The 23,080-nt window shown below is 62.2% G+C and carries 21 protein-coding genes; 8 read left to right on the forward strand and 13 right to left on the reverse strand.

What is annotated here, in order from left to right; translation table 11 throughout:
- Positions 1-68: 68 nt before the first annotated feature.
- The 6 genes from AAIL67_RS22880 to AAIL67_RS22905 form a co-directional block, all read right to left on the reverse strand.
- Positions 69-2,216: a D-(-)-3-hydroxybutyrate oligomer hydrolase gene (locus AAIL67_RS22880; RefSeq protein WP_343485191.1), complete on the reverse strand. Its 2,148-nt coding sequence runs from the start codon at positions 2,214-2,216 to the stop codon at positions 69-71.
- Between the two features lie 57 nt (positions 2,217-2,273).
- On the reverse strand, positions 2,274-3,344 hold the full coding sequence (locus AAIL67_RS22885) for a branched-chain amino acid ABC transporter permease (protein WP_343485192.1): 1,071 nt from the start codon (positions 3,342-3,344) through the stop codon (positions 2,274-2,276).
- Between the two features lie 156 nt (positions 3,345-3,500).
- Entirely contained in the window at positions 3,501-4,484 is a 984-nt protein-coding gene (locus AAIL67_RS22890) for a branched-chain amino acid ABC transporter permease (protein ID WP_063665356.1), read from the reverse strand.
- A gap of 91 nt (positions 4,485-4,575) precedes the next feature.
- Positions 4,576-5,301 carry an ABC transporter ATP-binding protein gene (locus AAIL67_RS22895; protein WP_034378261.1) on the reverse strand — a complete coding sequence of 242 codons (726 nt, stop codon included), beginning with the start codon at positions 5,299-5,301 and terminating at the stop codon, positions 4,576-4,578.
- On the reverse strand, positions 5,298-6,128 hold the full coding sequence (locus AAIL67_RS22900) for an ABC transporter ATP-binding protein (protein WP_343485193.1): 831 nt from the start codon (positions 6,126-6,128) through the stop codon (positions 5,298-5,300). Before AAIL67_RS22900 ends, AAIL67_RS22895 begins: the two co-directional genes overlap by 4 nt.
- Before the next feature lie 213 nt (positions 6,129-6,341).
- Entirely contained in the window at positions 6,342-7,529 is a 1,188-nt protein-coding gene (locus AAIL67_RS22905; protein ID WP_343485194.1) for a substrate-binding domain-containing protein, read from the reverse strand.
- A 264-nt stretch (positions 7,530-7,793) separates the two neighbouring features.
- On the opposite strand from AAIL67_RS22905, the gene AAIL67_RS22910 reads away from it, so the two are divergent.
- The 3 genes from AAIL67_RS22910 to AAIL67_RS22920 all read left to right on the forward strand — a co-directional run bounded on the left by AAIL67_RS22910 (position 7,794) and on the right by AAIL67_RS22920 (position 9,386).
- Positions 7,794-8,429 carry a DNA/RNA non-specific endonuclease gene (locus tag AAIL67_RS22910; RefSeq protein ID WP_343485195.1) on the forward strand — a complete coding sequence of 212 codons (636 nt, stop codon included), beginning with the start codon at positions 7,794-7,796 and terminating at the stop codon, positions 8,427-8,429.
- A 2-nt stretch (positions 8,430-8,431) separates the two neighbouring features.
- Complete coding sequence (locus AAIL67_RS22915) at positions 8,432-8,821, forward strand: immunity protein YezG family protein (RefSeq protein WP_343485196.1); 390 nt, start codon at positions 8,432-8,434, stop codon at positions 8,819-8,821.
- A gap of 130 nt (positions 8,822-8,951) precedes the next feature.
- Positions 8,952-9,386, forward strand: coding sequence for a hypothetical protein (locus tag AAIL67_RS22920; protein ID WP_343485198.1), 435 nt, complete (start codon positions 8,952-8,954; stop codon positions 9,384-9,386).
- 132 nt (positions 9,387-9,518) lie between these two features.
- Here AAIL67_RS22920 and AAIL67_RS22925 read toward each other — a convergent pair whose 3' ends face one another.
- The 6 genes from AAIL67_RS22925 to AAIL67_RS22950 all read right to left on the reverse strand — a co-directional run bounded on the left by AAIL67_RS22925 (position 9,519) and on the right by AAIL67_RS22950 (position 17,543).
- A complete protein-coding gene (locus AAIL67_RS22925) occupies positions 9,519-10,400 on the reverse strand; it encodes an amidohydrolase family protein (protein WP_034357944.1) in 882 nt (293 codons plus the stop codon).
- A 47-nt stretch (positions 10,401-10,447) separates the two neighbouring features.
- Positions 10,448-12,436: an acetoacetate--CoA ligase gene (locus tag AAIL67_RS22930; protein WP_343485199.1), complete on the reverse strand. Its 1,989-nt coding sequence runs from the start codon at positions 12,434-12,436 to the stop codon at positions 10,448-10,450.
- 85 nt (positions 12,437-12,521) lie between these two features.
- Entirely contained in the window at positions 12,522-14,036 is a 1,515-nt protein-coding gene (locus AAIL67_RS22935) for a sigma 54-interacting transcriptional regulator (RefSeq protein ID WP_343485200.1), read from the reverse strand.
- 188 nt (positions 14,037-14,224) lie between these two features.
- Entirely contained in the window at positions 14,225-15,742 is a 1,518-nt protein-coding gene (locus tag AAIL67_RS22940; protein ID WP_034392732.1) for a tripartite tricarboxylate transporter permease, read from the reverse strand.
- Positions 15,742-16,335 (reverse strand): tripartite tricarboxylate transporter TctB family protein, encoded by a 594-nt coding sequence (locus AAIL67_RS22945; RefSeq protein WP_063665364.1) that lies wholly within the window; start codon positions 16,333-16,335, stop codon positions 15,742-15,744. The genes AAIL67_RS22940 and AAIL67_RS22945 overlap by 1 nt, the downstream gene beginning before the upstream one ends.
- 242 nt (positions 16,336-16,577) lie before the next feature.
- Positions 16,578-17,543, reverse strand: a complete 966-nt coding sequence (locus tag AAIL67_RS22950; RefSeq protein ID WP_034357938.1) for a tripartite tricarboxylate transporter substrate-binding protein — start codon at positions 17,541-17,543, stop codon at positions 16,578-16,580.
- Positions 17,544-17,678: 135 nt separating this feature from the next.
- On the opposite strand from AAIL67_RS22950, the gene AAIL67_RS22955 reads away from it, so the two are divergent.
- The 5 genes from AAIL67_RS22955 (at position 17,679) to AAIL67_RS22975 (ending at position 22,211) form a co-directional block, all read left to right on the forward strand.
- Positions 17,679-18,380 carry a response regulator gene (locus tag AAIL67_RS22955; RefSeq protein WP_034357937.1) on the forward strand — a complete coding sequence of 234 codons (702 nt, stop codon included), beginning with the start codon at positions 17,679-17,681 and terminating at the stop codon, positions 18,378-18,380.
- Complete coding sequence (locus tag AAIL67_RS22960; RefSeq protein ID WP_034357934.1) at positions 18,377-19,852, forward strand: sensor histidine kinase; 1,476 nt, start codon at positions 18,377-18,379, stop codon at positions 19,850-19,852. Before AAIL67_RS22955 ends, AAIL67_RS22960 begins: the two co-directional genes overlap by 4 nt.
- 32 nt (positions 19,853-19,884) lie before the next feature.
- The gene (locus AAIL67_RS22965) at positions 19,885-20,322 is read left to right on the forward strand and encodes an RNA-binding S4 domain-containing protein (protein ID WP_034357932.1); all 438 of its coding nucleotides are present in this window, start codon (positions 19,885-19,887) and stop codon (positions 20,320-20,322) included.
- A gap of 12 nt (positions 20,323-20,334) precedes the next feature.
- Positions 20,335-21,102, forward strand: a complete 768-nt coding sequence (locus AAIL67_RS22970; protein ID WP_343485201.1) for a hypothetical protein — start codon at positions 20,335-20,337, stop codon at positions 21,100-21,102.
- A gap of 296 nt (positions 21,103-21,398) precedes the next feature.
- Complete coding sequence (locus AAIL67_RS22975) at positions 21,399-22,211, forward strand: DNA/RNA non-specific endonuclease (RefSeq protein ID WP_343485204.1); 813 nt, start codon at positions 21,399-21,401, stop codon at positions 22,209-22,211.
- A gap of 65 nt (positions 22,212-22,276) precedes the next feature.
- Here the strand turns inward: AAIL67_RS22975 and AAIL67_RS22980 are convergent, their stop codons facing one another.
- On the reverse strand, positions 22,277-23,023 hold the full coding sequence (locus tag AAIL67_RS22980) for a 16S rRNA pseudouridine(516) synthase (RefSeq protein WP_343485202.1): 747 nt from the start codon (positions 23,021-23,023) through the stop codon (positions 22,277-22,279).
- Between the last annotated feature and the right edge of the window lie 57 nt (positions 23,024-23,080).

The raw sequence follows: 23,080 nt of genomic DNA on the forward strand, positions 1-23,080 counted from the left end.
GATAAGCGCTATCAGCTATCAACTTCGGTAGTCGGCCGGCAGCCGTAGCCACCTGCCGGTCATGCGTATCAGTCCGGCACGCGGATGGCTCCGGCACTGACCTCTATCCTGTCGGCCGCTGCCGGCGTGCCGGCAATCAGCGGCAGATTGGCTGGCTGTATAGCCGGTGCCTGGCCCGGGTTGCCACCACGCGGCACGGTGCGCACCACCTGGCTCGGAGGCAGCGCCTTGCCGTTGGCAAGGTGGTCATACATGGCATCGAGCGCGCGGTTCAGATAGACATGCAGCGGGATGTAACGCGTGTCGTACCCCGGCAGCACGGTGGGCAGGCCGATGAAGCTGTCGAAGTGCTGGGCATTCGTGACCTCCACATAGCGGAGCTTGCTGGCAGCGCCTTCCACTTTCCGGTTGAGCGCCACATAGGGCCGCGTCGTGTGGTTCACGGGCAGCAGCGCATCCGCGCGGCCATGGACGATGATGGCCGGCTTGCCCTGCAGATTACCGTTGCGCCTTGTCTCGTCGACACCGGCCTGCAGCGCCCTGGCGGCGCCATCATTGCCCGTGACGAGATTGCGCAGGCATAGCGCACCCGGTGTGTTCCAGTCGGCCACGCCCGAGTTCACCGAGACGGAGAGGAAGTCGCGCGCGGCACCGAACTTGCCCTTGTTGTTGATGAGCTGCACGCCGCTCGATGGCGGCACGCCGTTGCCCGTGGAGAACATGCTGGCCAGCGCCTCTGGGGCCAGCGGCGTCACTGCGCCCGCAGCCGTCGCACCGGCATAGCTGTAGCCGCAGAGGTTGTCCTTCACGCTGGCGCGCGAGAGCGAGTTGGCAAAAGTGACCGACACGGCGGGCGCCACCTCAAAGGCGGCCAGCGAGGCATGCAGCTCGCTGGACTCCGGCTCCCAGCCATAGTCGCGCAGCTTCTGCAAAGCTTCTTCGGCCTGTGCCGCCGTGGTCGTGGCATTCAGCAAACCGGCAGTCCTGAGTGCCGCGCAGCGGTTGGGCGCAATCGGCAGAGCCGTGCTGGCAAAGCCCGCAGCAAACGCAGCCGCATAGGGAGAGCCGCTGACCGATGCCGCCAGCGAGGCGCAGGATTGATAGAGGTTGGCATAGCTCGTGAAGTCCACCAGCGTCTTGCCCACCACGGGCAGTGCCGTGCCGCCGCGCTGCACGGTCACGCCGGGGCTGGCGGGCAACTCCACCGCAGGCTCGGACACGGCTACGCCATTGATCAGCCCCTGCGAGTCCTGCTCGGCGGCGGCAATCGCCGCGCCGCCGCCGTTGGAGATGCTTGATGCAATGACGATGGTGTTGCTCGGCTTGAGCGTCCGCAGGCGTTCGCCCAGAATATTGCGGTCCCCATAGTGCTCGTTGAGCACGTAGTAGGCGAACTCCACGGCCTGCAGCGTGGTGCGGCCCCAGTCCTTCTCTGGGTTCTGGCCCGAGTGCGCATGCTTGAAGGCAAAGCGGTTGGGTGTGGCAGTATTGAAGGCGGCCAGTTCGCCAGCCGTGAGCCCCGCATTGAATGCTGCCTGCTTGCCCGCTGCGGCAGCCGTGCTGCGCGTGCCGTCGATCAGCGACACTGTGTCGTTCATGAGGTCGTGCGGAGCGGCGCCCGTGCCCTTGTCGGAATAGGCCACCGCGCAGCCGCGCTTGAGCCCCCATTCGCCCGTGGTGATGGCGCCGTACACGCCACGCGAGCCCGAAGCCGTGGCGGTGATGATGCAGGCCTTCCTGGGATCGAAGCTGTCCGGCACCTGCACCATGAGCGTGACGTTCTTGCGGCCCGTGCCGTCATCCGAGAACGCGATGTACTCGGTGCCGGCAATCCTGCCCTCGCCGGCCGTCACCCGGCCCTGCGCATCCACATTGGGGCCGTAGAGCGTGCCGTAGCCACCCGCTGCCGTCATGTCCAGCATGGCGCGGTAATTGGTGTAAATGGCCAGGCGACGCAGCTCGGCCGTCGTGGGCTGGAGCGCGCTGGCAAAGCCCGGCGCCGTGGCCACGGCCAGGCCGCTCTTGCCCAGGCCCGCGGTCAGCAGGTCATCGCTGCTGCCGTCATAGCTCTGTTGCCGCACCGTGCCCAGGTAGCCGGGCTTGGCATTCAGGTCACCGCCGTCACCGCCTCCACAGGCGGTCAGCACGGCGGCCGCCAGCACCGCAAGGGCGCCAAGGGAAAGAGGCGGCAAGGCAATCGCATAGGTCTTCTGCATGGGCTTTGTCTCCTGTCGTAGTGAAAGCAGTCAGAGAAGGGATGCCAGTAAAAGATGTCAGGGCTTGCGCGCCGCAGCCGCGCGCAGCCGGCCCACCACGCCGGTAGGGAAGTAATAGACCGAAAGCACGAACAGCAGGCCCAGCCACAGCAGCCAGCGGTCGGGCGACAGCAGCGCGGCCAGCCAAGGCAGACTGGCACTGGCCTCGCTGGCCATGCGCAGCAGATCCTGCAGATAGCTCTGGGCGATCAGGAATACCACGGAGCCGATCACCGCGCCGTAGATAGTGCCCATGCCGCCGATCACCACAATGAGCAGACAGTCCATCATGATCTCGAACGAGAGCGAGGTATCGGGCCCGTTGTAGCGCAGCCAGACGGCCAGCATGGCGCCGGCCACGCAGGCGAACAGGGCCGACAGCACGCTGGAGGTGGTGCGATAGACCACCACGCGGTAGCCAATGGCTTCTGCACGGAATTCGTTCTCGCGGATGGCTTGCAGCACGCGGCCGAACGGCGAATTGACGATGCGCAGCAGCATCAGCACCAGAACCACTGCCACGGCAAACAGCAGGTAGTAGCTGATGATCCTGCCGTCGATGAGGATGCCGAAGATCTCGTTTTCGAACGGCTCGAAGCTGGGCGACAGCCATTCGGGCATCTTGAAGGTCAGGCCGTCCTCGCCCCCGGTCCAGTCCGACAGCTGAGATGCCAGCGTCTGAAATGCAGCCGCTACGGCCAGCGTGATCATGGCAAAGAAGATGGCGCGCACGCGCAGGGAGAACAGGCCGATGGCCAGGGACAAGAGCAGCGACACCAGCAGCGCCGCACCCAGTCCCAGGGCCAGTGCCCCCCAGCCCGCGCCCAGCCTGCCTGAGGCAATGGCCACACCATAAGCGCCTATGCCGAAGAACATGGTGTGGGCAAAGCTGACGATGCCGGTATAGCCCAGCAGCAGATCAAAGCTTGCCACCAGCACCACAAAGATCAGCACCTTGGCCGCCACATTGAGCGCCTTGACGCCGGGAAAGAGAAACGGCGCCACGGCGAGGCCCGCGAAGATGAGCAACAACACCACGGCCAGCACGCGGCTGCGCGGCATGTCGCCGGAGAGCAAACGGTTGAGCATCAGACTAGCCTTTCAAACTTTCATGGCGCCACGTATGCAGCCGGCATGCACCAAGCCAGTTGCCACCGAGCAAGGGCCTCGGCCGGCCGCGCCGCCCCGCAGCGAGGGTGACGTCCTCCTTCCAGGGGGAAGGCGCGAAGCGACTCAGGGGGTATCTCATCTGTTGGCGACCGGATAGATGCCTTGGGGACGCCACAGAAGGACGGCCACCATGAGCGCGATATTGGAAAACAGCGCCACCTTGGGCACCAGAAAGCCCGCGTAGTTGGCCATCAGTCCCACAAGCAGCGCACCGATCAGCGCGCCGCCCGTGCTGCCCAGGCCGCCGATGATGATGACGATGAAGATCAGCACATTGACCTGGGCGCCCATCTGCGCCACCACGTTCTGCTGGTACAGGCCCCACATCACGCCACCCAGCCCGGCCAGGGCCGAGCCCGCGACGAACACGGCCACGAACAATCGGCGCACTCGGTAGCCCAGGGACTCGACCATCTCGCGGTCCTGCACGCCGGCGCGGATCAGCAGGCCGATCTTGGTGCGCGACAACATGAAAGCCAGCACGGCAAACACGGCAGCGCCCACCAGCACGGCAAAGACCCGGTATTTCTCCACGGCCGCATCGCCCAGCAGCCAGGCGCCCTTCATGGCTTCGGGCAGCGGCAGCGGAATCTGCTGCGGACCCCAGATGACCTTGATCAGCTCCTCGCCGATGATCATGCCCCCCATGGTGATGAGAATCTGCTTGAGGTGCTGGCCGTAGACTGGCCGCACGATGAAGCGCTCGAAGGCCAATCCCAAGGCACCGGCCACCAGCATGGCTATCACCATGGCGGGCAGCACAGCCACCAGGTTGCGCCACAGCTGCGCCGAGCCCGTCCAGTCGCCCATGGCGCCGAGCACGCTGGTGGCAACGAAAGCCCCCAGAGCGATGAACACGCCATGACCAAAGTTGAGCACGTCCATGAGGCCGAACACCAGGGTCAGCCCCGAAGCGATGATGAAGATGATCATGCCCATTGCCAGGCCAGCCACCGTCAGCGTAAGCCAGGTGCTGGGAGAGCCCACCAGGGGCAAGGTAGCCAGCGCCAGCAGCGGCACCAGCAGCAGCGGCTTGTAATCCAGGTCCTTGCGCATCATGTCCTCACCTCGGCGCGAACTTTCATATCCATAGCGGCCTGCGCTTGACCAGCAAGCGCTCGATCTGCTTTTTGCTTTGACTCTTGTGACTTCATAGCGCCAGCCCCAGCAGCGACTGCTGCAGTTCCTCGTCGGCCGCAAGATCGGCCATGCGGCCCGCGTGCACGACACGGCCGTTGTCCATTACAGCCACGCCGTCGCCCAGGCGCTTGGCGAAGGCAAGGTTCTGCTCGACCAGCAGAATGCTCACGCCGCTGGCCTTGAGCTGGGCGAAGGCCTCGATCATGTTGTTGATAATGGCCGGAGCCAGGCCTTTGCTGGGCTCATCCACAATGAGCAGATCGCGCGGCTCGACGATGGCGCGCGCCACGGCCACCATCTGCTTTTGCCCGCCGCTGAGCTTGCCGGCCGGGTGGTCCCAGAATTTCTGCACGGCCGGGAACAGCTCGTAGATCCAGTCCAGGCGCGAGCGGTCCATGCGCGCCGCATGCGAGGCCGAGCGTGCAGCCAGCAGCAGGTTTTCCTTGACCGTGAGGTCGGCAAAAATGCCCATGTTCTCAGGCACATAGGCGATGTTGAGCTGGGCAATCGCCGGCGTGGCCAGGCGCGTGATGTCCTGCCGGCCAAAGCGGATGCTGCCCTGGCCGGCCTGCCACAGGCCCATGATGGTGCGCAGCGTGGTGGTCTTGCCCGCGCCATTGCGGCCCAGCAGCATGGTGACCTCGCCGCGCGGCACAGCCAAATCCACGCCGTGCAGGATGTGATAGGCGCCTATATGGGTGTGCACGCCCTGGAGCTCCAACAGTATCTCGCTCATGGCTGTTCTCCTTTTCCCCCTGACGGGAGAAGGCCGGGATGGGGGTGAGCGTCAGTGCCGCCAACGGCATCCTGGGGCGTCAGCCCCAGGTATGCCTGCTGCACCACGGGCGAGGCAATGACTTCGGCCGGTTTGCCGTCGGCCACCAGCGTGCCATTGGTCAGCACGATGATGCGGTCGGCCAGTTCGCGCACCACGTCCATCTTGTGCTCCACCAGCAAAATGATCTTGCTGCGATCCTTCTTGAGTTCGCGTATCAGGTCGAGAATCACCGGCGCCTCGTCATGGCTCATGCCCGCCGTAGGCTCGTCGAACATATAGACCTTCGGCTCCAGCGCCATGAGCAGCGCCACCTCAAGCTTGCGCTGGTCGCCATGCGGCAGGGCCGAAACCGGCTCATCGCGCCGCGCCCACAGCGCCACCTGCTCCAGGATTTGCTGCGCGCGCGCCAGCAATGCGCGGTGGTCGCTCCAGATGCTCCAGAGGTTCATGCCGCGCCGGTGCGCGCCCTGGCGCGTGGCCTGCACGGCCAGGCGTACGTTCTCCAGCACCGACAGGGCCGGGAACAGATTCGTGAGCTGAAAGGCCCGCCCCAGGCCGGCACGCGTGCGCGCCGAAGGCGGCAGGCCCGTAAGGTCGTGCCCCTGCAACGACACCCTGCCCTCCGTGGCCCGCAACTGCCCCGAGATCAGATTGAAGTAAGTGGTCTTGCCCGCGCCATTGGGGCCGACGATGGCCGTCAGCGTGCCCGGCTCGAAGGAGCAGGTCACGCCGTTGACCGCAACATGACCGCCAAAGCGGACGGTGAGCTTGTCAGTGGTCAGCATGAGAAATAGGCAAATACAGCCCCTAGCGCCTTACACACAAGCGCATGCAGCTATCAAAAAGTGAACTGAACCTTGCCCGCACGCTGACCAAGTCAGAGACGCCGAGCAAGAGCCGCCTCACGGCGATGGCGTCGTTCCCCTCCCGACGAGAGAGGGGACGCCCGGTTAGGGGGAAGGCGCGGGGCCGCCTAGGCGAAGTAACTCAGGGGGTGGTTACCGTCCGTTCCGGACGGGAACGTTCATTTCTTCAGGCTTGATCTCGCGCACCAGCTCGGGCACGCCCCAGGCCATGGCCGGATCGTTCTTGATCCTGAAGTGGTACATGCTCTGCATGGCCTGGTGATCCTCCTTGCGGAAGGTCATGACGCCCTTGGGTGTATCGAAGCTCATGCCTTCCATGGCCTTGATCAAGGTGTTGGTCTTGGTGTCGCCGCCTGTCTTCTTGAGTGCCGTGACGATGGCCATGGCGGCCGAGAAACCGCCCGCCGTGAAGAAGTCCGGCGGGGCCTTGAACTGCTTGTAGCTCATGGAGACCATGGCTTCGTTCACCGGGTTCTTGGGAATGCCGAAGTAATAGTAAGTGGCGCCCTCCATGCCCGGCAGATTCTTGTAGGCCGCCATGGCGGGCAGTATGTTGCCGCCCGTGGCAATCTCGATGCCGTAGCGCTTGAGATCCATGTCGACGATCTTGAAGGGGTTGCCGGCACCGGCCCAGACAATCCAGATCACCTTCTTGCCCGGAACATCCTTGAGCCTGTCGATCAGGCGCTGGGCCCCGGCCGTGAAATCGGTGGTGGCGGCGGGCAGGTACTCCTCATGCACCAGCTTGCCTTTCTTGACCGCTTCCTTGAAGGCCTTGACGCCGTCGCGACCGAAGGCATTGTCCTGGGCCAGTGTCGCAATCGTCACGCCGGGCCTGTCGATGGCCACGGCATTGCTGATCGCGTCCTGGCTGGAGTTGCGGCCCGTGCGGAAGATGTACTTGTTCCACTTGTCGCCGGTGATGGAATCGGCCACGGCGGGCTCGACGATCAGGATCTTCTTGTACTCCTCGGCCACGGGCAGCATGGCCAGCGCCACGCCCGACGCGCTGGGGCCGACCGCCAGATCGGCCTTGTCGTCCGAATAGGCGGCGGCCAGCAGGCTCTTGCCCAGGTCGGGCTTGCCCTGGTCATCCTTTTCGAGGAGCACCAGCTTCTTGCCTGCCACCGTCATGCTGCCGCCCGTGGCGTATTCCAGTCCCATCAGCAGCCCGGCCTGCGTCTGTTTGCCGTAGGCTTCCAGCGGCCCGGTCTTGCTGTAGACATGGGCAATGCGGATTTCGGATTGCGCCAGGGCGCCGGGAACATGAACCACCATGGCCGCCAGAACGGCCGCCTGCAGCAGGCTGCGCTTGTGCATGTGTTGTCTCCTTGAGGATGGATGCGGTGTGTCCGCTTGTCTTTCTATGGTGTGCAGACAGCAGTCTTCGTGCCAGTCTGGTTTTCCTCTGAGGAGCCGCCATACGCAGCTCTATATCGTCTGAAAATCAGGCAATAAATGTCTTTAATTCAGACAGTGACTGATTTCAATACAAATCAACAACCGCCTTAGGGCTCGTTTCTGGCTTTGCTCAATCCGCCATGAAGCCTGGCGCGCGGTGACTACGCTGGCGCGGCGCTATCCTTGGTCTCGGCCATTCCATTCGCAGGTTGGTTTGGCACTGCGGGCAAGGCCGCGCGACGAGGCGCCAAGGCGGCTGAAGAGGCTTCGACCAAGGCCGCCAAGGAGGCCGCAGATCGGGCAGCGAAGGAAGCGGCGGAGAAAGAAGCTCAACGAAAGGCTAAGGAAGAAGCCGCTAGCAAAGCGCGGAAGGAGGAGTCCGGAGGGAAGGTCAAACAAGGCAGGGTCGTTACCAAGAATGGCTACACCTATCATCTAGACGAGAAAGGGCGCGTCACAAAGGTCGAAGGCGATCTAAAGCTCAACAAAGGTCAGGGACGAAACACTAAAGCGCAGAAGCAAGCGGGCGGCCCTGACCGATTGCCTGATGATCAAGGCGGGCACTATATTGGTCGTAGATTCGATGGCCCAAAAGATGATTTCAATCATTTTGCGCAAAATGGCGATTTTGACAATTCGGCATACAGAAAACTCGAGAATTCTTGGGAAAGGGCAATCAAAGATGGCAAGTCCGTTCGCGTTGAGGTATCACCTTCCTTCAAGGGAGATTCCCTTCGCCCAGACACTCTCAAAGTAAGGCAATGGATTGATGGAAAACCAAAGCCAGCAAAAATATTTAGAAATGCACCTGGAGGTTGATTATGACGCCCGAGATTGAAGCACTTTATCCTGAGATTGGCCAAGCCGCAGTGGACGCTGTGCCCGGGAACTTTAAGAAAATTTGGGCTACCGCCGAGATGCTCGATGATGTATCTGGAACTGAAATTTTCTACCAAGCTGAGAACGGCGAGATCTATCACATCTATGACAACATAGATGAACTAGACGAACTCCTTTTCAAATTGAGAAAGGCTTTTGCTGGAACCGGCAATGAGCCATGGAGCTCAGTGACACTAACTGTTGACAAAGATGGAAAGTTCTCACTGGAGTACGGTTATGAGGATGTGTCCGATATTGGACTCGCCGGCGAAAGACGGGATAAGTGGTTGGCAGAGCATCTTGGCCGTGATGCAAAAATCAACTATGAGTGAACAATCTCAGCGCAGTGCCTGCAGTTTTCCAACGTGGCCCTTGGGGAGTTGATGAAGTAGCGCCAAGGCGGCTCCTGTGAGCCGCTTATTGCGCGCACCAGTACAGAACCCCTGAGGCAAAAGAGCAACCATGTCAACCGAACTTAGTGAAGACCAAGAGCAAGCAATCGTCGCCCTGGCAGTTTCAGGAAGAAAAGCCTGGCTAGCGGGGGACATTGAGCTTGCAGAGCGTGACTTCTTGGCTTCTTGGGATGCAATTCCGGAGCCTAAACTTGAATATGATTTTTCGCAGTCAGCCTCATATGGAATAGCTGTTTTCTATAGGTCAACCGGGCAGACTGAAAAGGCAAAACTCTGGCTCAACATAGTGAAAAATGCATATGGATCTGGAGTGGCAGCAGAGGAATATGTGAACTTCCTTGAGGCGACCATACACTTTGAGTGCGGTGAATTGGACGAGGCGTACAAGCTTTTCTATCCACAATATGAGGCATACGGGAATCGGGCATTTGAGGGAGAGGACAAAAAGTACCTGGAATTCGTAAAAAAGCGCGCCAAGGGGTAGTGAAATGGAGCTTCCAGACAAGATTTACGACGAGGTCGAGGCGCTCTCCATGAAGGGGAACGACCTCATGGATGACGGGCACTTTGATGCCGCCATCGAGAAAAAGGATCACCGGGGTGATCCTTGTGGCTTTCATGCGGCATCGCGTTTTCTGTCCAGCTCCAGCAGCCGCACGGCGTTGTCCTTGAGAATGCCGGGCATGACCTCGGGCTTGAAGCCGGCGACCTCGAAGTCCTTCATCCAGCGCTCGGGCGTGATCAGCGGGAAGTCGCTGCCGAACAACACACGGTCCTTGAGCAGGGTGTTGGCGTACTGCACCAGCTGCTTGGGGAAATACTTGGGACTCCAGCCCGAAAGATCGATCCAAACATTGGGCTTGTGCAGCGCCACCGAGATCGCCTCGTCCTGCCAGGGAAAGCTCGGGTGGGCCATGACGATCTGCATATCGCCGAAGTCCACGGCCACGTCGTCCAGCAGCATGGGGTTGCTGTAGGCCAGGCGCAGACCGCCGCCGCACTTCATGCCGCTGCCGATGCCGCTGTGGCCGGTGTGGAAGATGGCGGGCAGCTTGTAGTGGTTGATGACCTCGTAGATGGGCCAGGCCATGCGGTCATAGGGATGGAAGCCCTGCACTGTGGGATGGAACTTGAAGCCCTTGACGCCGCATTCGGTGATCAGGCGCTCGGCCTCGCGTGCGCCCATCTTGCCCTTGTGCGGGTCGATGCTGGCGAACGCCACCATCATGTCGCTGTTCTCGCGCGCGGCATCGGCAATCTCTTCGTTGGGGATGCGGCGGCGACCCAGTTGCGCCTCGCTGTCCACCGTGAACATCACCAGACCGATCTTGCGCTCGCGGTAATAGGCAATGGTTTCGGCGATCGTCGGGCGCAGCGAGCTGCCGAAGTATTTGTCGGCCGCGCGGTCGTACTCCTCGCCGTAGCTGTCAAAGGGATTGCGGCAGCTGACTTCCGCATGGGTGTGGAAATCGATGGCGATCAGATCTTGATGGTTCATGGGTGGGTCTGCTTTGGGTATTGAGTCAAATCAGCCTCAAGCGCCTGTCACGCCTGCGGCACCTGCTCTCGAAATTGAATGAAGAAATCAATGCTGGATGGGTTGGCCATGGCATCGGGGCTGGCCACCTTGGCCGCGTCCGCTCCCAGCAGCAGCTTGCGCACAGGCACCTCCATCTTCTTGCCGGTGAGGGTGCGCGGAATCTCGGCCACTTGTACCACCACATTGGGCACATGGCGTGCCGAAGCCTTGGTCTTGATGGCGTTCCTGATCTGGGCGGTCAGCTCGTCCGTCAATGCCTGGCCTTCGGCCAGAGTCACGAACAGCGGCATGAAGGAAGGTCGGCCCAGATATTCGAGGTCGACCACCAGGCTGTCCTTGACGGCTTCGAGCTCCTCGACGACACGGTAGATCTCCGCCGTTCCCATGCGTATGCCGAAGCGGTTGATGGTGCTGTCCGAGCGTCCGTAGATCACGGCCGTGCCGCGCTCGCTGAACTCGATCCAGTCACCATGGCGCCAGCAGCCGGCAAACACGTCGAAATAGCTGTCGTGGTAGCGCCCCCCGCTCTCGTCGTTCCAGAAGAACACGGGCATGGAGGGCATGGGCTCGGTAATCACCAGTTCGCCGACTTCGCCGACCACGCTCTGCCCCTGTTCATTGAAGGCATAGGCGGCCACACCCAGCTCGCGGCACTGAATCTCGCCCGCGTTGACGGGCAGTATGGGCGCGCAGGCCACAAAGCCCGAGGCGATATCCGTGCCGCCGCTGATCGAGGCCAGCCACAGATCATTTTTGACGTTCTCGTAGACCCAGGCATAGGCATCGAGAGGCAGCGGCGAGCCCGTGGAGTTGATGGCACGCAGCTTCTCGAACTGGCGCCCCTTCTTCGGCGAGACGCCATCCTTCATGCTCTTGGTGAGGAAGGCCGCACCGCAACCGAAGATGCTGACCTGGTATTGGTCGATGAAGTCCCAGAGCGCATCGTCGCTCGGCGCCGTCGGGTTGCCGTCGGACAGGACCACGGTCGCGCCGGCCAGCAGGCTGCCTATCATCAGGTTCCAGACAATCCAGCCCGTGCTGCCCAGGAACATGAAACGATCGCCGGGCAACACGTCGTGCTGCAGGCGATTGGTTTTGAGATGGGTGAGCACGATGCCGCCATGACTGTGCACCATAGCCTTGGGCAGGCCGGTGGTTCCCGAGGAGTACACCACCCACAGCGGATGGGAGAACGGCACGCGCTCGAACTGCAGCGGCGCTGCATGGCACGTCGCATCGGCCCAACTCATGCAGTCACGCCAGGGCACGGCCGCGTGTTCGGCATCGCTGCCGAACAAGGGCCCCGGCACATGAATCACCCGGGCAATATCGGGCAGACCCTGGAGCACCTCGTCCAGCACTTCACGGCGATCGAACTGCCTGCCGGCATAGCTATAGCTGTCGGTCGCGAAAATCAGCTTGGGCGCAATCTGCTGGAAGCGATCCAGCACCACGGATACGCCCATCTCCGGCGCGCAACTGGACCAGATGGCGCCGATGCTGGCACAGGCCAGAAACGCCACCACGGTCTGAGGCACATTGGGCAGATAGGCCACCACGCGATCGCCGGGCCCTATGCCCAGCTTGCGCAGCGTGGCGGCCAGCGCTCCCACGTCACGCTGCAGCTGTTGCCAGGAAACCTCTACAGGTGCGTTCCCTTCGCAACGCGCAATGATGGCGGGGCGTGCATCGCTGGCGTTGCGAAAGATATGTTCGGCGTAGTTGAGAGAAGTGTCCAGAAACCATTGCGCACCGGGCATCTGGTGCGTGCTCAACACCCGGCTGGGATCGCCGTCGGCCTGGATCCCGAAATAGTCCCAGATGGAGCGCCAAAAGCCTTCGATATCCGTCGCCGACCATTGCCACAGCGCTTCATAGTCGGAGAAGTCACGGCCACGGCTGTCGCGCAGCCAGTCCATGTAATGCCACAGGCCGCTTTGCTCCTGCTGCTGCTGCGTGGGCCTCCACAACTCCTGCCCTTGTACCAATGCCATGCTGTCTCCGGACTCAAATTAGATATTTTTTATAACTATAAAAACAAACCAAGTCCTACCCACCAAGGGCAATCCCTAGCATGGCTCAGAAATTCAGCTTCTCGAGCCGGTCGTAGAGCTTGGCGCGCGATATGCCGAGCGTCCTTGCAACGGCCAGCTTGTTGCCTCCATGGGCCTGCATCGCGGCCCTTATCGCACGGGCTTCGAGCTCGGCCATTTGCTCGGCAAGCGGCTTGAGCAAATCGCCTGCCGCAGCCACGGGTTCCTGCGCCAAGGGCTGCCGATGCGGAACCTGCAGCTCTACCCCTGACGAGCGCAGCACCTGTGCCAGCAGGCCGGCATCAATGTGCGAGTCATCGCAGCGCATGGCTGCCTGCTCCAGCACATTGCGCAGCTCGCGAATATTGCCGCGCCAGGCCTGTGCGACCAGCAATTCCAGCGCCCCCTTTCCCAGCTCCGGCGGAACCATGTCGTTGCGCAGCGCCAGGTCCTCGCAGAGCATTTCCACCAGGGCCGGGATATCGCTGCTGCGCTCGCGCAGCGGCGGCACGCGCACGGGCAGCACATGCAGCCGGTAGAACAGGTCTTCCCGGAAGCGCCCCTCGCGCACCATCTGCAACAGATCCCGAGAGGTGGCGGCCACCACGCGTACATCGAAATGCACGATCTGGTTGGAGCCCAGCGGCTCGATCTCTCCCTCCTGCAAGGCCCGCAGCAGCTTGGCCTGCAGACTGGCGGGCATGTCGCCGATTTCGTCGAGAAACAGGGTGCCGCCATCGGCGAGCTTGAACTTGCCATCGCGCGTCTTGCGGTCGGCTCCGGTGAATGCGCCCGGAGCCACGCCGAAGAATTCAGCCTCCAGCAGCGTTTCGGGAATGGCCGCGATATTGACGCTCACAAAAGGACCGGCAGACCGAGCCGATGCGGCATGGATGGCATGGGCCAGCACCTCCTTGCCGGTACCGGTCTCGCCCAGCAGCAGCACCGGGCTCAGGGACTGGGCCGCCCGTCGCGCCTGGCGCTTGACCTCGACCGCAGCCGGGCTGCTGCCCACAAAGCTGGCAAAGCTGTATTTGCTGCGGCGCGAACCCTGTACGGACGCCTGCAGGCTGCGGCTGCGCTGGGCAGCCAGCTCGCGCCGCGCTTCATCGAGATCGCGCTGCAGCATCGCAAACTTGCTGATCAGCGGCTGCAAGGTCGTCTCGGGCTGATCGAACAGCACAATGCCGATGGCACCGATCACGCCACCTTCATCGTCATGCAGCGGCAGGCGGCTGACGACAAAGGTTCCGGCGCTATTGGTCAGCAGATCGATCAGGACCGGCTTGCCGGTCTCCAGCACGCTGCGCATCTGCGTGTTGGGGATGACCTCCTCCACCTTATGCCCGAGAAAATCGCCCACGCCGGCTACTCCCAGGCGTGGCAAAAAACGCTCGTAGCCTTTGTTGACCCAGACAATGCGCCCGCTTCTGTCGACCAGAAACATGCCCTGGCTCATTGACGAGAACAGCTGAAACATGGACCGTGCCGCCAATGCATAGATGCCGTCGGCATCGTCGGGCAGCTCGCAAGCGAAATCGTTGGGTAGCCGTTGGCTCATTTCCATCATTGCGCCATGGTAGGGCGACATTGCCCCAAAACCATCGGCACAGACCTCCAGCTAGCGCATTCAAAGCATGCTTTAGCCGGCCTCCATAAAAAAAATCCCCTGTCCAGCTCACCGAACAGGGGATATGAATGCAACGGGCTCCATGCGTACAGCACCCGCAGCAGGCTAGGAAACGGGACTCAGGCGGCGCTTGCCTCCCGGGCCTGCTTGGCCTCCGACAGGCGCTTGAGCACACGGGGAATGATCAGTACGGCCAGCACGATGATGATCAGCGTCAGCGACATGGGACGCTGCAGGAAGATCCACCAGCTGCCTTCGCCAATCGACACTGCATTGCGCATCTGCGCTTCCGCCAAGGGGCCGAGGATCATGCCCACCACCACGGGAGCGGTGGGGAAGTCGAAGCGGCGCATGATCACACCGAGCAAGCCAATGCCGTAGAGCAGGAACAGGTCGAACGCGCTCTGGCGCATGCCGTAGGCACCGACCGTTGCAAAGATCAAGATGCCGGCATACAGCTGGGGACGCGGAATCTTCAGCAGCTTGACCCACAGACCCACCATGGGCAGGTTGAGCACCAGCAGCATCACGTTGCCGATGTACAGCGAGGCAATCAGCGCCCAGACCAGGGCCGCCGAGCTGGTGAACAGCTGGGGGCCGGGGTTGATACCGTAGTTCTGGAAGGCGCCCAGCAGCACGGCCGTGGTGTTGCTGGTGGGAATACCCAGCGTCAGCAGCGGAATCAGGGCTGCGGTCACGGTGGCATTGTTGGCAGCCTCCGGACCGGCCACGCCTTCGATGGCGCCCTTGCCGCCGAACTCGGCCTTGTCTTCGCCCTTGGCCAGCTTCTTCTCGGTCGCGTAGCTCAGAAAGGTCGGGATCTCGGTGCCGCCAGCGGGAATGCAGCCAAACGGTGTACCCAGCAGCGTGCCGCGCATCCAGGCGGGCCAGGAACGCTTCCAGTCACGCTTGGTCATGTGCACACGGGTCAGCTTGTTCTGCGACTCCTCGACCTTGCCTTCATACATGGCGGCATACAGCACTTCAGCCACGGCAAACAGACCCACGGCCACCAGCACGATGTCGATGCCGTCCAGCAGTTCCATCTTGCCGCCGGTATAGCGCGCGGCACCGGAGATCTGATCCATGCCGATGCAGCCTGCAGCCAGGCCGACAAACAGTGCCGTCATGCCGCGCAGCGAGCTTTGGCCCAGCACGGCGCTCACGGTGGTGAAGGCCAGCACCATGAGCATGAAGTACTCGGGCGGGCCCAGCTTCACGGCAAAGTCGGCGACATAGGGAGCGAACATGGTCACCACCACGGTGGCAAAGGTCCCCGCGACAAACGAGCCGATGGCGGCGGTTGCCAGCGCCGCGCCCGCTCGGCCGCTCTTGGCCATCTTGTTGCCCTCCATGGCCGTGACCATGGACGCCGTCTCGCCGGGCGTGTTCAGCAGAATCGAGGTGGTCGAGCCGCCATACATGGCACCGTAGTAGATGCCGGCAAAAAAGATCATGGAAGCCGTCACATCCACCTTGGCGGTGATGGGCAGCAGCATGGCCACTGCCACGGCCGGGCCGATACCGGGCAGCACGCCCACAGCCGTACCCAGGGCACAGCCCACCAGGGCCCACAACAGATTGGCGGGCGTGATGGCGGTGGCAAAGCCTGCCATCAAAGCATTGAAGATATCCATTACAGCCACCCCGTCTGAGTCAAGCCAGGCAGATTGATTGCCAGGAACTGAGTAAACATCCAGAAAACGGGCGCTGAAATCAGCAAGCCAGTGATCACATCCTTCACCCAGGTACCGATTTCAGAGGCCTGAGGCTGATGCGCGGCGCGGCGCAGGCCCTGCACGGCCAAGACATAGCAAATCGTGCAGCTGAAGATAAAGCCGACGGTTCCAATCAAAGCCGCATTGATCAGCAGACCTGCAGAAACCCAGACAAAAGACAATATATCCGCCTTGGCATGGCCGCCAGGATCCGCCGCATGGCGAAAACCGCCGCTCCGAGCTTCCCAGATCAACAGCGCACCGCAAACGGCCAGCACGATGGCGCACAGCCAGGGCACAAAGTTGGGGCCGACGCCGCCATATCCCGAATCGGAAGGAATCTGCAGTGCGCCGACAGCCAGGCCGACAGCGACCAGCAGCACGCCCGAACCGACAATGGTTTGCGCTCTTTTGGACGGTACATTGGGGCTTTGCGGCTCATCGGGGTCTGCATAGGCCGAAACCTGTGCGGCCTCCGCTGCCCGGGCCAGATCTTGGAATGAATCAGACATGATGAATGTGTTTGATTTCAATGGTTTTCGGAACCCGTCAGAGCAAACTTGCCAGTAGCTCTCACGGCATCATGGGGTTGCACAAACCCTGGCTTGCGCCGTCAGGGGCAGGCCATCAATCAGTGCGGGGGAAAACAGCAGGACACAACGCGATCAGGGCTGAAGTCGCAAGCCCTGTGCTATGTCCCTGGAGCGTGTTCACGCGCCAGAGGCCGCTGCAGAACGCAGCGGCCTGGTGATCATCAGATCATGCCGGACTTGGCCATGGTGGCGCGCAGGCTGGCGAACTCGTCATCCACGAACTTGCCAAAGGCATCGCCGCCCAGCCAGGCAGGTGTCCAGTCGTTCTTCTGCAGCGCTTCGGCCCAGGCCTTGCTCTTGGTGGCTTTTTCGATCTGGGCGACCAGTTCGTCGCGCTGGGCCTTGGAAATGCCGGGCGCGCCATACACACCGCGCCAGTTGCCGATTTCCACATTGATGCCCTGCTCCTTGAGCGTGGGAATGCTGGAGGCCGCACCCTTGAGGCGTTGAGCCGAAGTCACGCCGATGGGCTTCATCTTGCCGGTTGCGATGTATTCCGCAAACTCGCTGAAGCCGCTGCCGCCCACGGTGACGTTGCCGCCCAGAATGGCGGAGATGGCCTCGCCGCCCCCACGGAAAGCCACGTAGTTGATCTTGGCTGGGTCCACCCCCACTTCACGGGCAATCATGGCCGCAGCAATGTGTTCGGTGGAGCCGCGCGAGCCACCGCCCCACTTGATGGATCCAGGGTCCTTCTTGAGCTGGGCCACCACTTCCGCCATATTCTTGTAGGGCGAATTGGCGGGCAGCACAAACACGTTGTACTCGCTGGTCAGGCGCGCCAGAGGCGTGGCCTGGCTCAGGTTGACGGGAGGCTTGCCGGTAATGATGCCGCCCAGCATCACGGCGCCCATGACCATCATGGCATTGGGATCGCCCTTGCTGCCGTTGACGAACTGGGCCAGACCGATGGCGCCGGCAGCGCCGCCCTTGTTGTCATAAGTGACGGAAGAAGCCACACCTGCGTCCTGCAAGGCCTTGCCCAAGGCACGGCCTGTCGTGTCCCAGCCGCCACCAGGGTTGGCGGGCAGCATCATCTTGATGGCTGCCGCTGCCTGGGCCGACAGGGGCAAAGCACCGGCCGCCGCCAGGGCTGCCAGAGACTTCAGAAACGTATCACGACGCATGATGTACTCCTTATGTAGTTGGTGAATGCAATCATGGACAGCCTGCCTGTCAAACGGCTGTCCAATCACCTAGGGCTATCCCTTAAGCAAGCCCGGTAGTTTCACGACTTGTCTTCGCATTCGCAGCGCAGTGCTATGTTCGGCTCCATGCAATTACTGCTTGTTGAAGATGATTCCGCCATGCGCACCACGCTGCAGCGCACCCTGATGCGCCGCGGGCTGCATGTGGATGTGGCGGCCGACGGCCCCAGTGCCCTTGCTCACTGGCAGACCCGCGAACCCGATGCCGTGGTGCTGGACCTGAGCCTGCCCGGCCTCGACGGCCTGCAGGTGCTGGAGCGCGCCCGGGCCCTGGGCCTGCGCACACCGGTACTGATACTGACGGCACGTGGCACCGTGGGCGACCGCGTCATGGGGCTGAACGCCGGTGCCGACGACTATCTGGCCAAGCCCTTTGACCTCGACGAACTGGAAGCACGCCTGCGCGCCCTGCTGCGCCGCAGCCAGGATAGCTTCACACCCAGATCGGCCTCTGAAGTTATCACCCTGGGCGCATTGCGCTATGAAAAGGAAAGCGGCGCCATTTATCTCGACGACAAGGTCCTGGAGCTGACCCCGCGCGAGCTGTCCATGATGCATGCGCTGCTGGCCCGCCCCGGCCATGCGGTCACCAAGGAGCGGCTGTTCAGTCTGGTCTTCCCCGGCGAGGTCGATGTGCAATACGAGGCCGTGGAAGTCGTGGCCTACCGGCTGCGCAAAAAGCTGGGCGGCACCGGCGTGCAACTGGTCACACTGCGCGGACTGGGCTATCTGGTCAAGGCCGAGGCGGCCGCATGACAGCGGCTGGTGCCAAAGCGCGGCTCAAGACGGCCTGGTCACTGCGGCGCCTGCTGCTCACCGGCATCTTGCTGCCTGTGCTGGCGCTGATTGCCCTCAACGCCTGGAGCCTCTATCAGCAAACCCTGGCATCGCTGCACACGGCTTACGACAGAACCCTGCTGGCCTCGGCCAAAAGCATCAGCGAGCAAATCGGCGTCACGGGATACGACGATCAGGCACAGTTGCGCGCCATCGTTCCCTATTCGGCACTGGAAATTTTCGAGGCTGACAACCAGAGCCGCATGTTCTACCGCGTCTCCACGCTGGACGGACAGTTGATCTCCGGCTTCGAGGAACTGCCAGTCTGGAACGGCAGGATTCCGCAGCGCCCGCCCTATGCGGCGCTGGTGGACTTCTACGACGACGAGTTTCGCGGCCACCCCGTGCGCGTGGCCGTGCTGCTGCAGCCGGTTGCCAGTGCCAACGGACGCGGCATGGCCGTGATCCAGGTGGCCGAAACCCTGGAACTGCGCGAATCCCTGGCCTTGCAGATTCTGCGTGACACATTGATTCGTCAAGCCCTGCTGGTACTGGTCGTCGCCCTGATCGTCATCATCGTGGTGCAGCGCGCCACCCAGCCCATACGCCAGCTCAGCCAGGACCTGCAAGGCCGTGCCCAGGGGGATCTGAGTCCGCTGGCTGCGCCCGAGGTCCCGCGCGAAGTCCAGCCCCTGCTGGAAGCCACCAACCAGACCATGCAGCGCCTGCAAGGCCTGCTGAGCAATCAGAAGCGCTTTGTGCGCGACGCCTCGCACCAGCTGCGCACGCCGCTGGCCGTGCTCAAGGTTCAGGTTCAGTCAGCCAAGCGCGGCGATATTCCTCCGGCCCAGGCCTTTGCCGAGATTGACGACACGGTGGACCGCGCCACCCGCGTCGCCAATCAGATGCTGGCCCTGGCCAAGGTCGAGCAGCTGCGCCAGGAAGACAGCAACCAGAGCAGCGCCATGCTGGCCCAGCTCGACGATATCGTGCGCGACGTGGCGCTGGAGCTGTCGCCGCTGATTGCCGATCACGACATGGACTTCGGCATCGAAACCCAGGCCTGCTGCGTGGCCGCCCATGAATGGATGCTGCGCGAGCTGACCCGCAACCTGCTGCACAACGCCATACGCCACACCCCCAGGCACGGAAGTCTGCAGATCGATGTGCGCGCGCACGACGGCATGGCGCAGCTGAGTATCGAAGACAGCGGCAGCGGCATCGACGATGAACTGGCCCAGCGACTGTTCCAGCCCTTTTCGGCGGGCAACACGCGCAGCGGCTCGGGCCTGGGCCTGGCGATCTGCCAGGAGATCGTGCAGACCCTGGGCGGCCAGATCGAGCTGCGCAACCTGCACGACGAACTCGGCCGCGTGCGTGGCCTGCAGGCGCTGATTCAGCTGCCCCTGCACAATGGCGATGCCCAGGACATGGATACTGCTCTGACTTGAATCGCCATCCCTTCACGCCGCAAAATACCGATATGAGTGAAACTGAATCCATGCGTCTGGACAAATGGCTGTGGTGCGCGCGGTTCTACAAGACCCGCAGCCTGGCTGTGGAGGAGATTGGCAAAGGCCGGGTCACGGTCAACAACGCCAATGCCAAGGCCTCGCGTGAAATCCGCCCGGGCGACCACATCCACCTGCGCCAGGGCAATATTCCCAGGGAAGTCATAGTGCGCGGGCTGAGCGGCATGCGCGGCCCGGCACCCGTGGCCCAACAGCTATACGAGGAAACGGCGCAAAGCATTGCCCAGCGCGAACAGCTGGCCGAGCAGCGCCGTCTGGCACCTGAGCCCGCCGAAGCACTGGCGGCCCAGCACACCGGCCGCCCCACCAAGCGCGACCGCCGCGAAATCGACCGCGTGCAGCACAACAGCGGCTGGGGCGACCGCTGGAGCGCTTCCATCGATGACTGAAAACCTTCGCCCATGAAGCGCAGGCTGCTGATCTCCACACTCTCCACCCTGGCAGTTGCGGCAACCGGCGCCTTGAGCTGGTCGTGGCTGCGCAAGCGTCAGGGCAGTACCGAACGTCGAGCCGTGATCCAGATGGTCTTCAGCCAGGCGCTGCCGCCGCTGAGCGCCCAGCATCTGCAGCTGATGCGCCTGCTGCGGGTGCAGTGGATGCCCGTAGAGTCTGGGGCACCCGGCTTCGATCCCGTGCAGCCCTTGGGCGGCGATCTGTCCACCCTCGACACGGCCCAGCAGGTGCTGCGCAGTCACGATCCAGCTCTCGCCACCAGGCTCCTGGCCGAGGTCTGCCTTTGGCTGCCGCAGTTTGTGGCCACCGCCACCTTGGCGCCCGGTCGCTATGCCTTGCCGCCCGACTTCTCAGGTCAGGCGCCAGACAGCAGCTTCGACTTTCGTCCCGAACACCTGACGCTGCTGCATGCCGCCCTGTGGCGAGAAGTCGGTGCCGATGACCTGCCTTATGTCTTGGCCGAGGAGGAAGACGGCCAGGCGATCTGGCCCTTGCCCTATATCGACGGCAAGCGGCCGTATGGCGACCGCAGCTACTACCAGATCGACATGGCCGACATTCTGGGCAAGCCCTATGCCAGGAACGCACAGGGCCAGTACATTTTGCCGCCCCAGAAAGACGAGGCGCTCAAGCAGCTGCATCTGCAAACCCAAGCCGCACTGCAGATCCTGCTCATGCATGGAACGCCCTCAGGGATCCGAAGCTTGGCGACGTAAGCAGGGACAGGACTGCGGCAAAGTCCACCCCTCATAAAATATGAGCATTTAGCGCTTTATTACAAAGCTTTTCAGGAAACTTTCACCTTGAAAAGCTTTCAAAGCTTGCGCAAGCAGCTCTTATTCAAGTAGCAATCACTCCTCCTCGATGACGGCCAGACTCGCTCTTGCGCCTGGGCTGCTGGCACTCTTTTCATCTCCCTCGGCCTTCTTCGCGCATGTCTTCCGCTTTTTCAGCACCGCTCTCCTCTTTCTCCTCACGACCCCCACTATGGCTGCGCCATGCCGGCATCGCAATGCTGGCCATCGGCAGTGTGGCCTGCTCCGCCCGGATGCCTGTACCCTCGGCAGCGGCCAGCACCGCATCGCTCATCCAGGTCAGCAATCCCACGCGCAGCACCCAGGGCTTTGAGCAATGCCCGCAGTTCTTTGCCAATGGCAAGGCCCCCGTGCTCAGCGATCAGCCCAAGCTGCGTGCGCTGTGCTATGACGCTTTTGCCGTGCTGCACAGCGGCCAGAGCAAGACGCCCGTCTTCGTTGCTCAACGTCTGAACAAGGCCCTGGTCGCCGATGCCGACGAAAAGCGCACCAACAAGTTCTACAGCGATGCCCGCCTGCCCCGCGATGAACGCGCCGAGCTGGACGACTACAAGCGCTCCGGCTACTCACGCGGCCACATGGCTCCCGCTGGCGACATGCCGAGCGCACAGGCCATGGCCCAGAGCTTCTCGCTGGCCAATATGGTGCCCCAGTCCATCAAGCAGAACGGCGGCCCCTGGGCCCGCATCGAAAAAGACACGCGCAGCTATGCGCAACGGGCTCAGGGCGATGTCTACATCATCACCGGCCCGGTCTTTGATACCAATACAGCCTCCGTCGGCCACAACCAGGTGCGTGTGCCCAGCTTTCTCTACAAGCTGGTTTATGACGCTCAGAGCCAGCGTGCCTGGGCGCACTGGCAGGCCAATGATGATGCGGCCCGTGTCACCGAGCCCATCAGCTACGCGGAGCTGGTGCGCCGCACCGGCATCGAATTCCTGCCCGGCGCTGCGCTGCAAACTTCGGGCAAGCTCCAGCAGGCGTCCATGCTCCCTGCGCAGCGGCACTGATTTCCCCTGTCGCCAATCAGAAAGCCTGCTGGCGCAAGCCAGCAGGCTTTTTATCTTGCTTTGTCTTACTTGCCCGGCTTGAACAATTCCAGCTCATCCGCCGTAAGCCAGCGCCATTGGCCAGGCTCCAGCTCTGCGGGCAACTCCAGGCCACCGATTCTTCTGCGATGCAGACCTTCGACCCGATTGCTCACAGCCGCAATCATGCGCTTGACCTGGTGATACTTGCCCTCGGTCAGCGTCAGATCCAGCACATGGCTATCCACCTGCTCGCAGGCCGCTGCCTTGACGGGCTTGGGATCATCATCGAGCACGACACCATCCAGCAGCCGCTGTATCTGCTTGGCATCCACCGGATGCTTGCAAGTCACCCGGTAAACCTTGGAGACATGCTTTTTGGGCGACGACATGCGGTGGATGAACTGGCCATCGTCGCTGAGCAGCAGCATGCCCGTCGTATCCTGATCCAGACGCCCCACCGCCTGAACACCTTGCACCGCCCCTTTGTTGGGTCGTTGACGCAGCGGAGCTGGCAGCAAGGTGTAGATGCTGGGATAGGCCGATGGCTTTTGCGAGCATTCGGTGCCAGCAGGCTTGTTCAGCAGCACATAACCCAGCTCGTGATACTCCCACTCCACGCTTTGCACCTTGAAGCGCAGACCTTCGGGATCCACCTGCTGGGTGGAATCCAGGACCTTCTCCCAGTCAGAAGTCTGCGGGTTCCACAGTTCCACCCAGCCTTGCTGCACCAAGCCGGAGCAGACACGGCGAATGCCAAAGCCTTGTGAATACAACATGTCCTGCAGCTGCATGCTCATCCTTTCCATGTCCACTACTGCGCAAGCAATATCAAGAATACCGATTGATCA

Origin of the sequence: Comamonas sp. A7-5 (assembly GCF_039581385.1) — a bacterium.
Classification (GTDB): Bacteria; Pseudomonadota; Gammaproteobacteria; order Burkholderiales; family Burkholderiaceae_C; genus Comamonas; species Comamonas thiooxydans.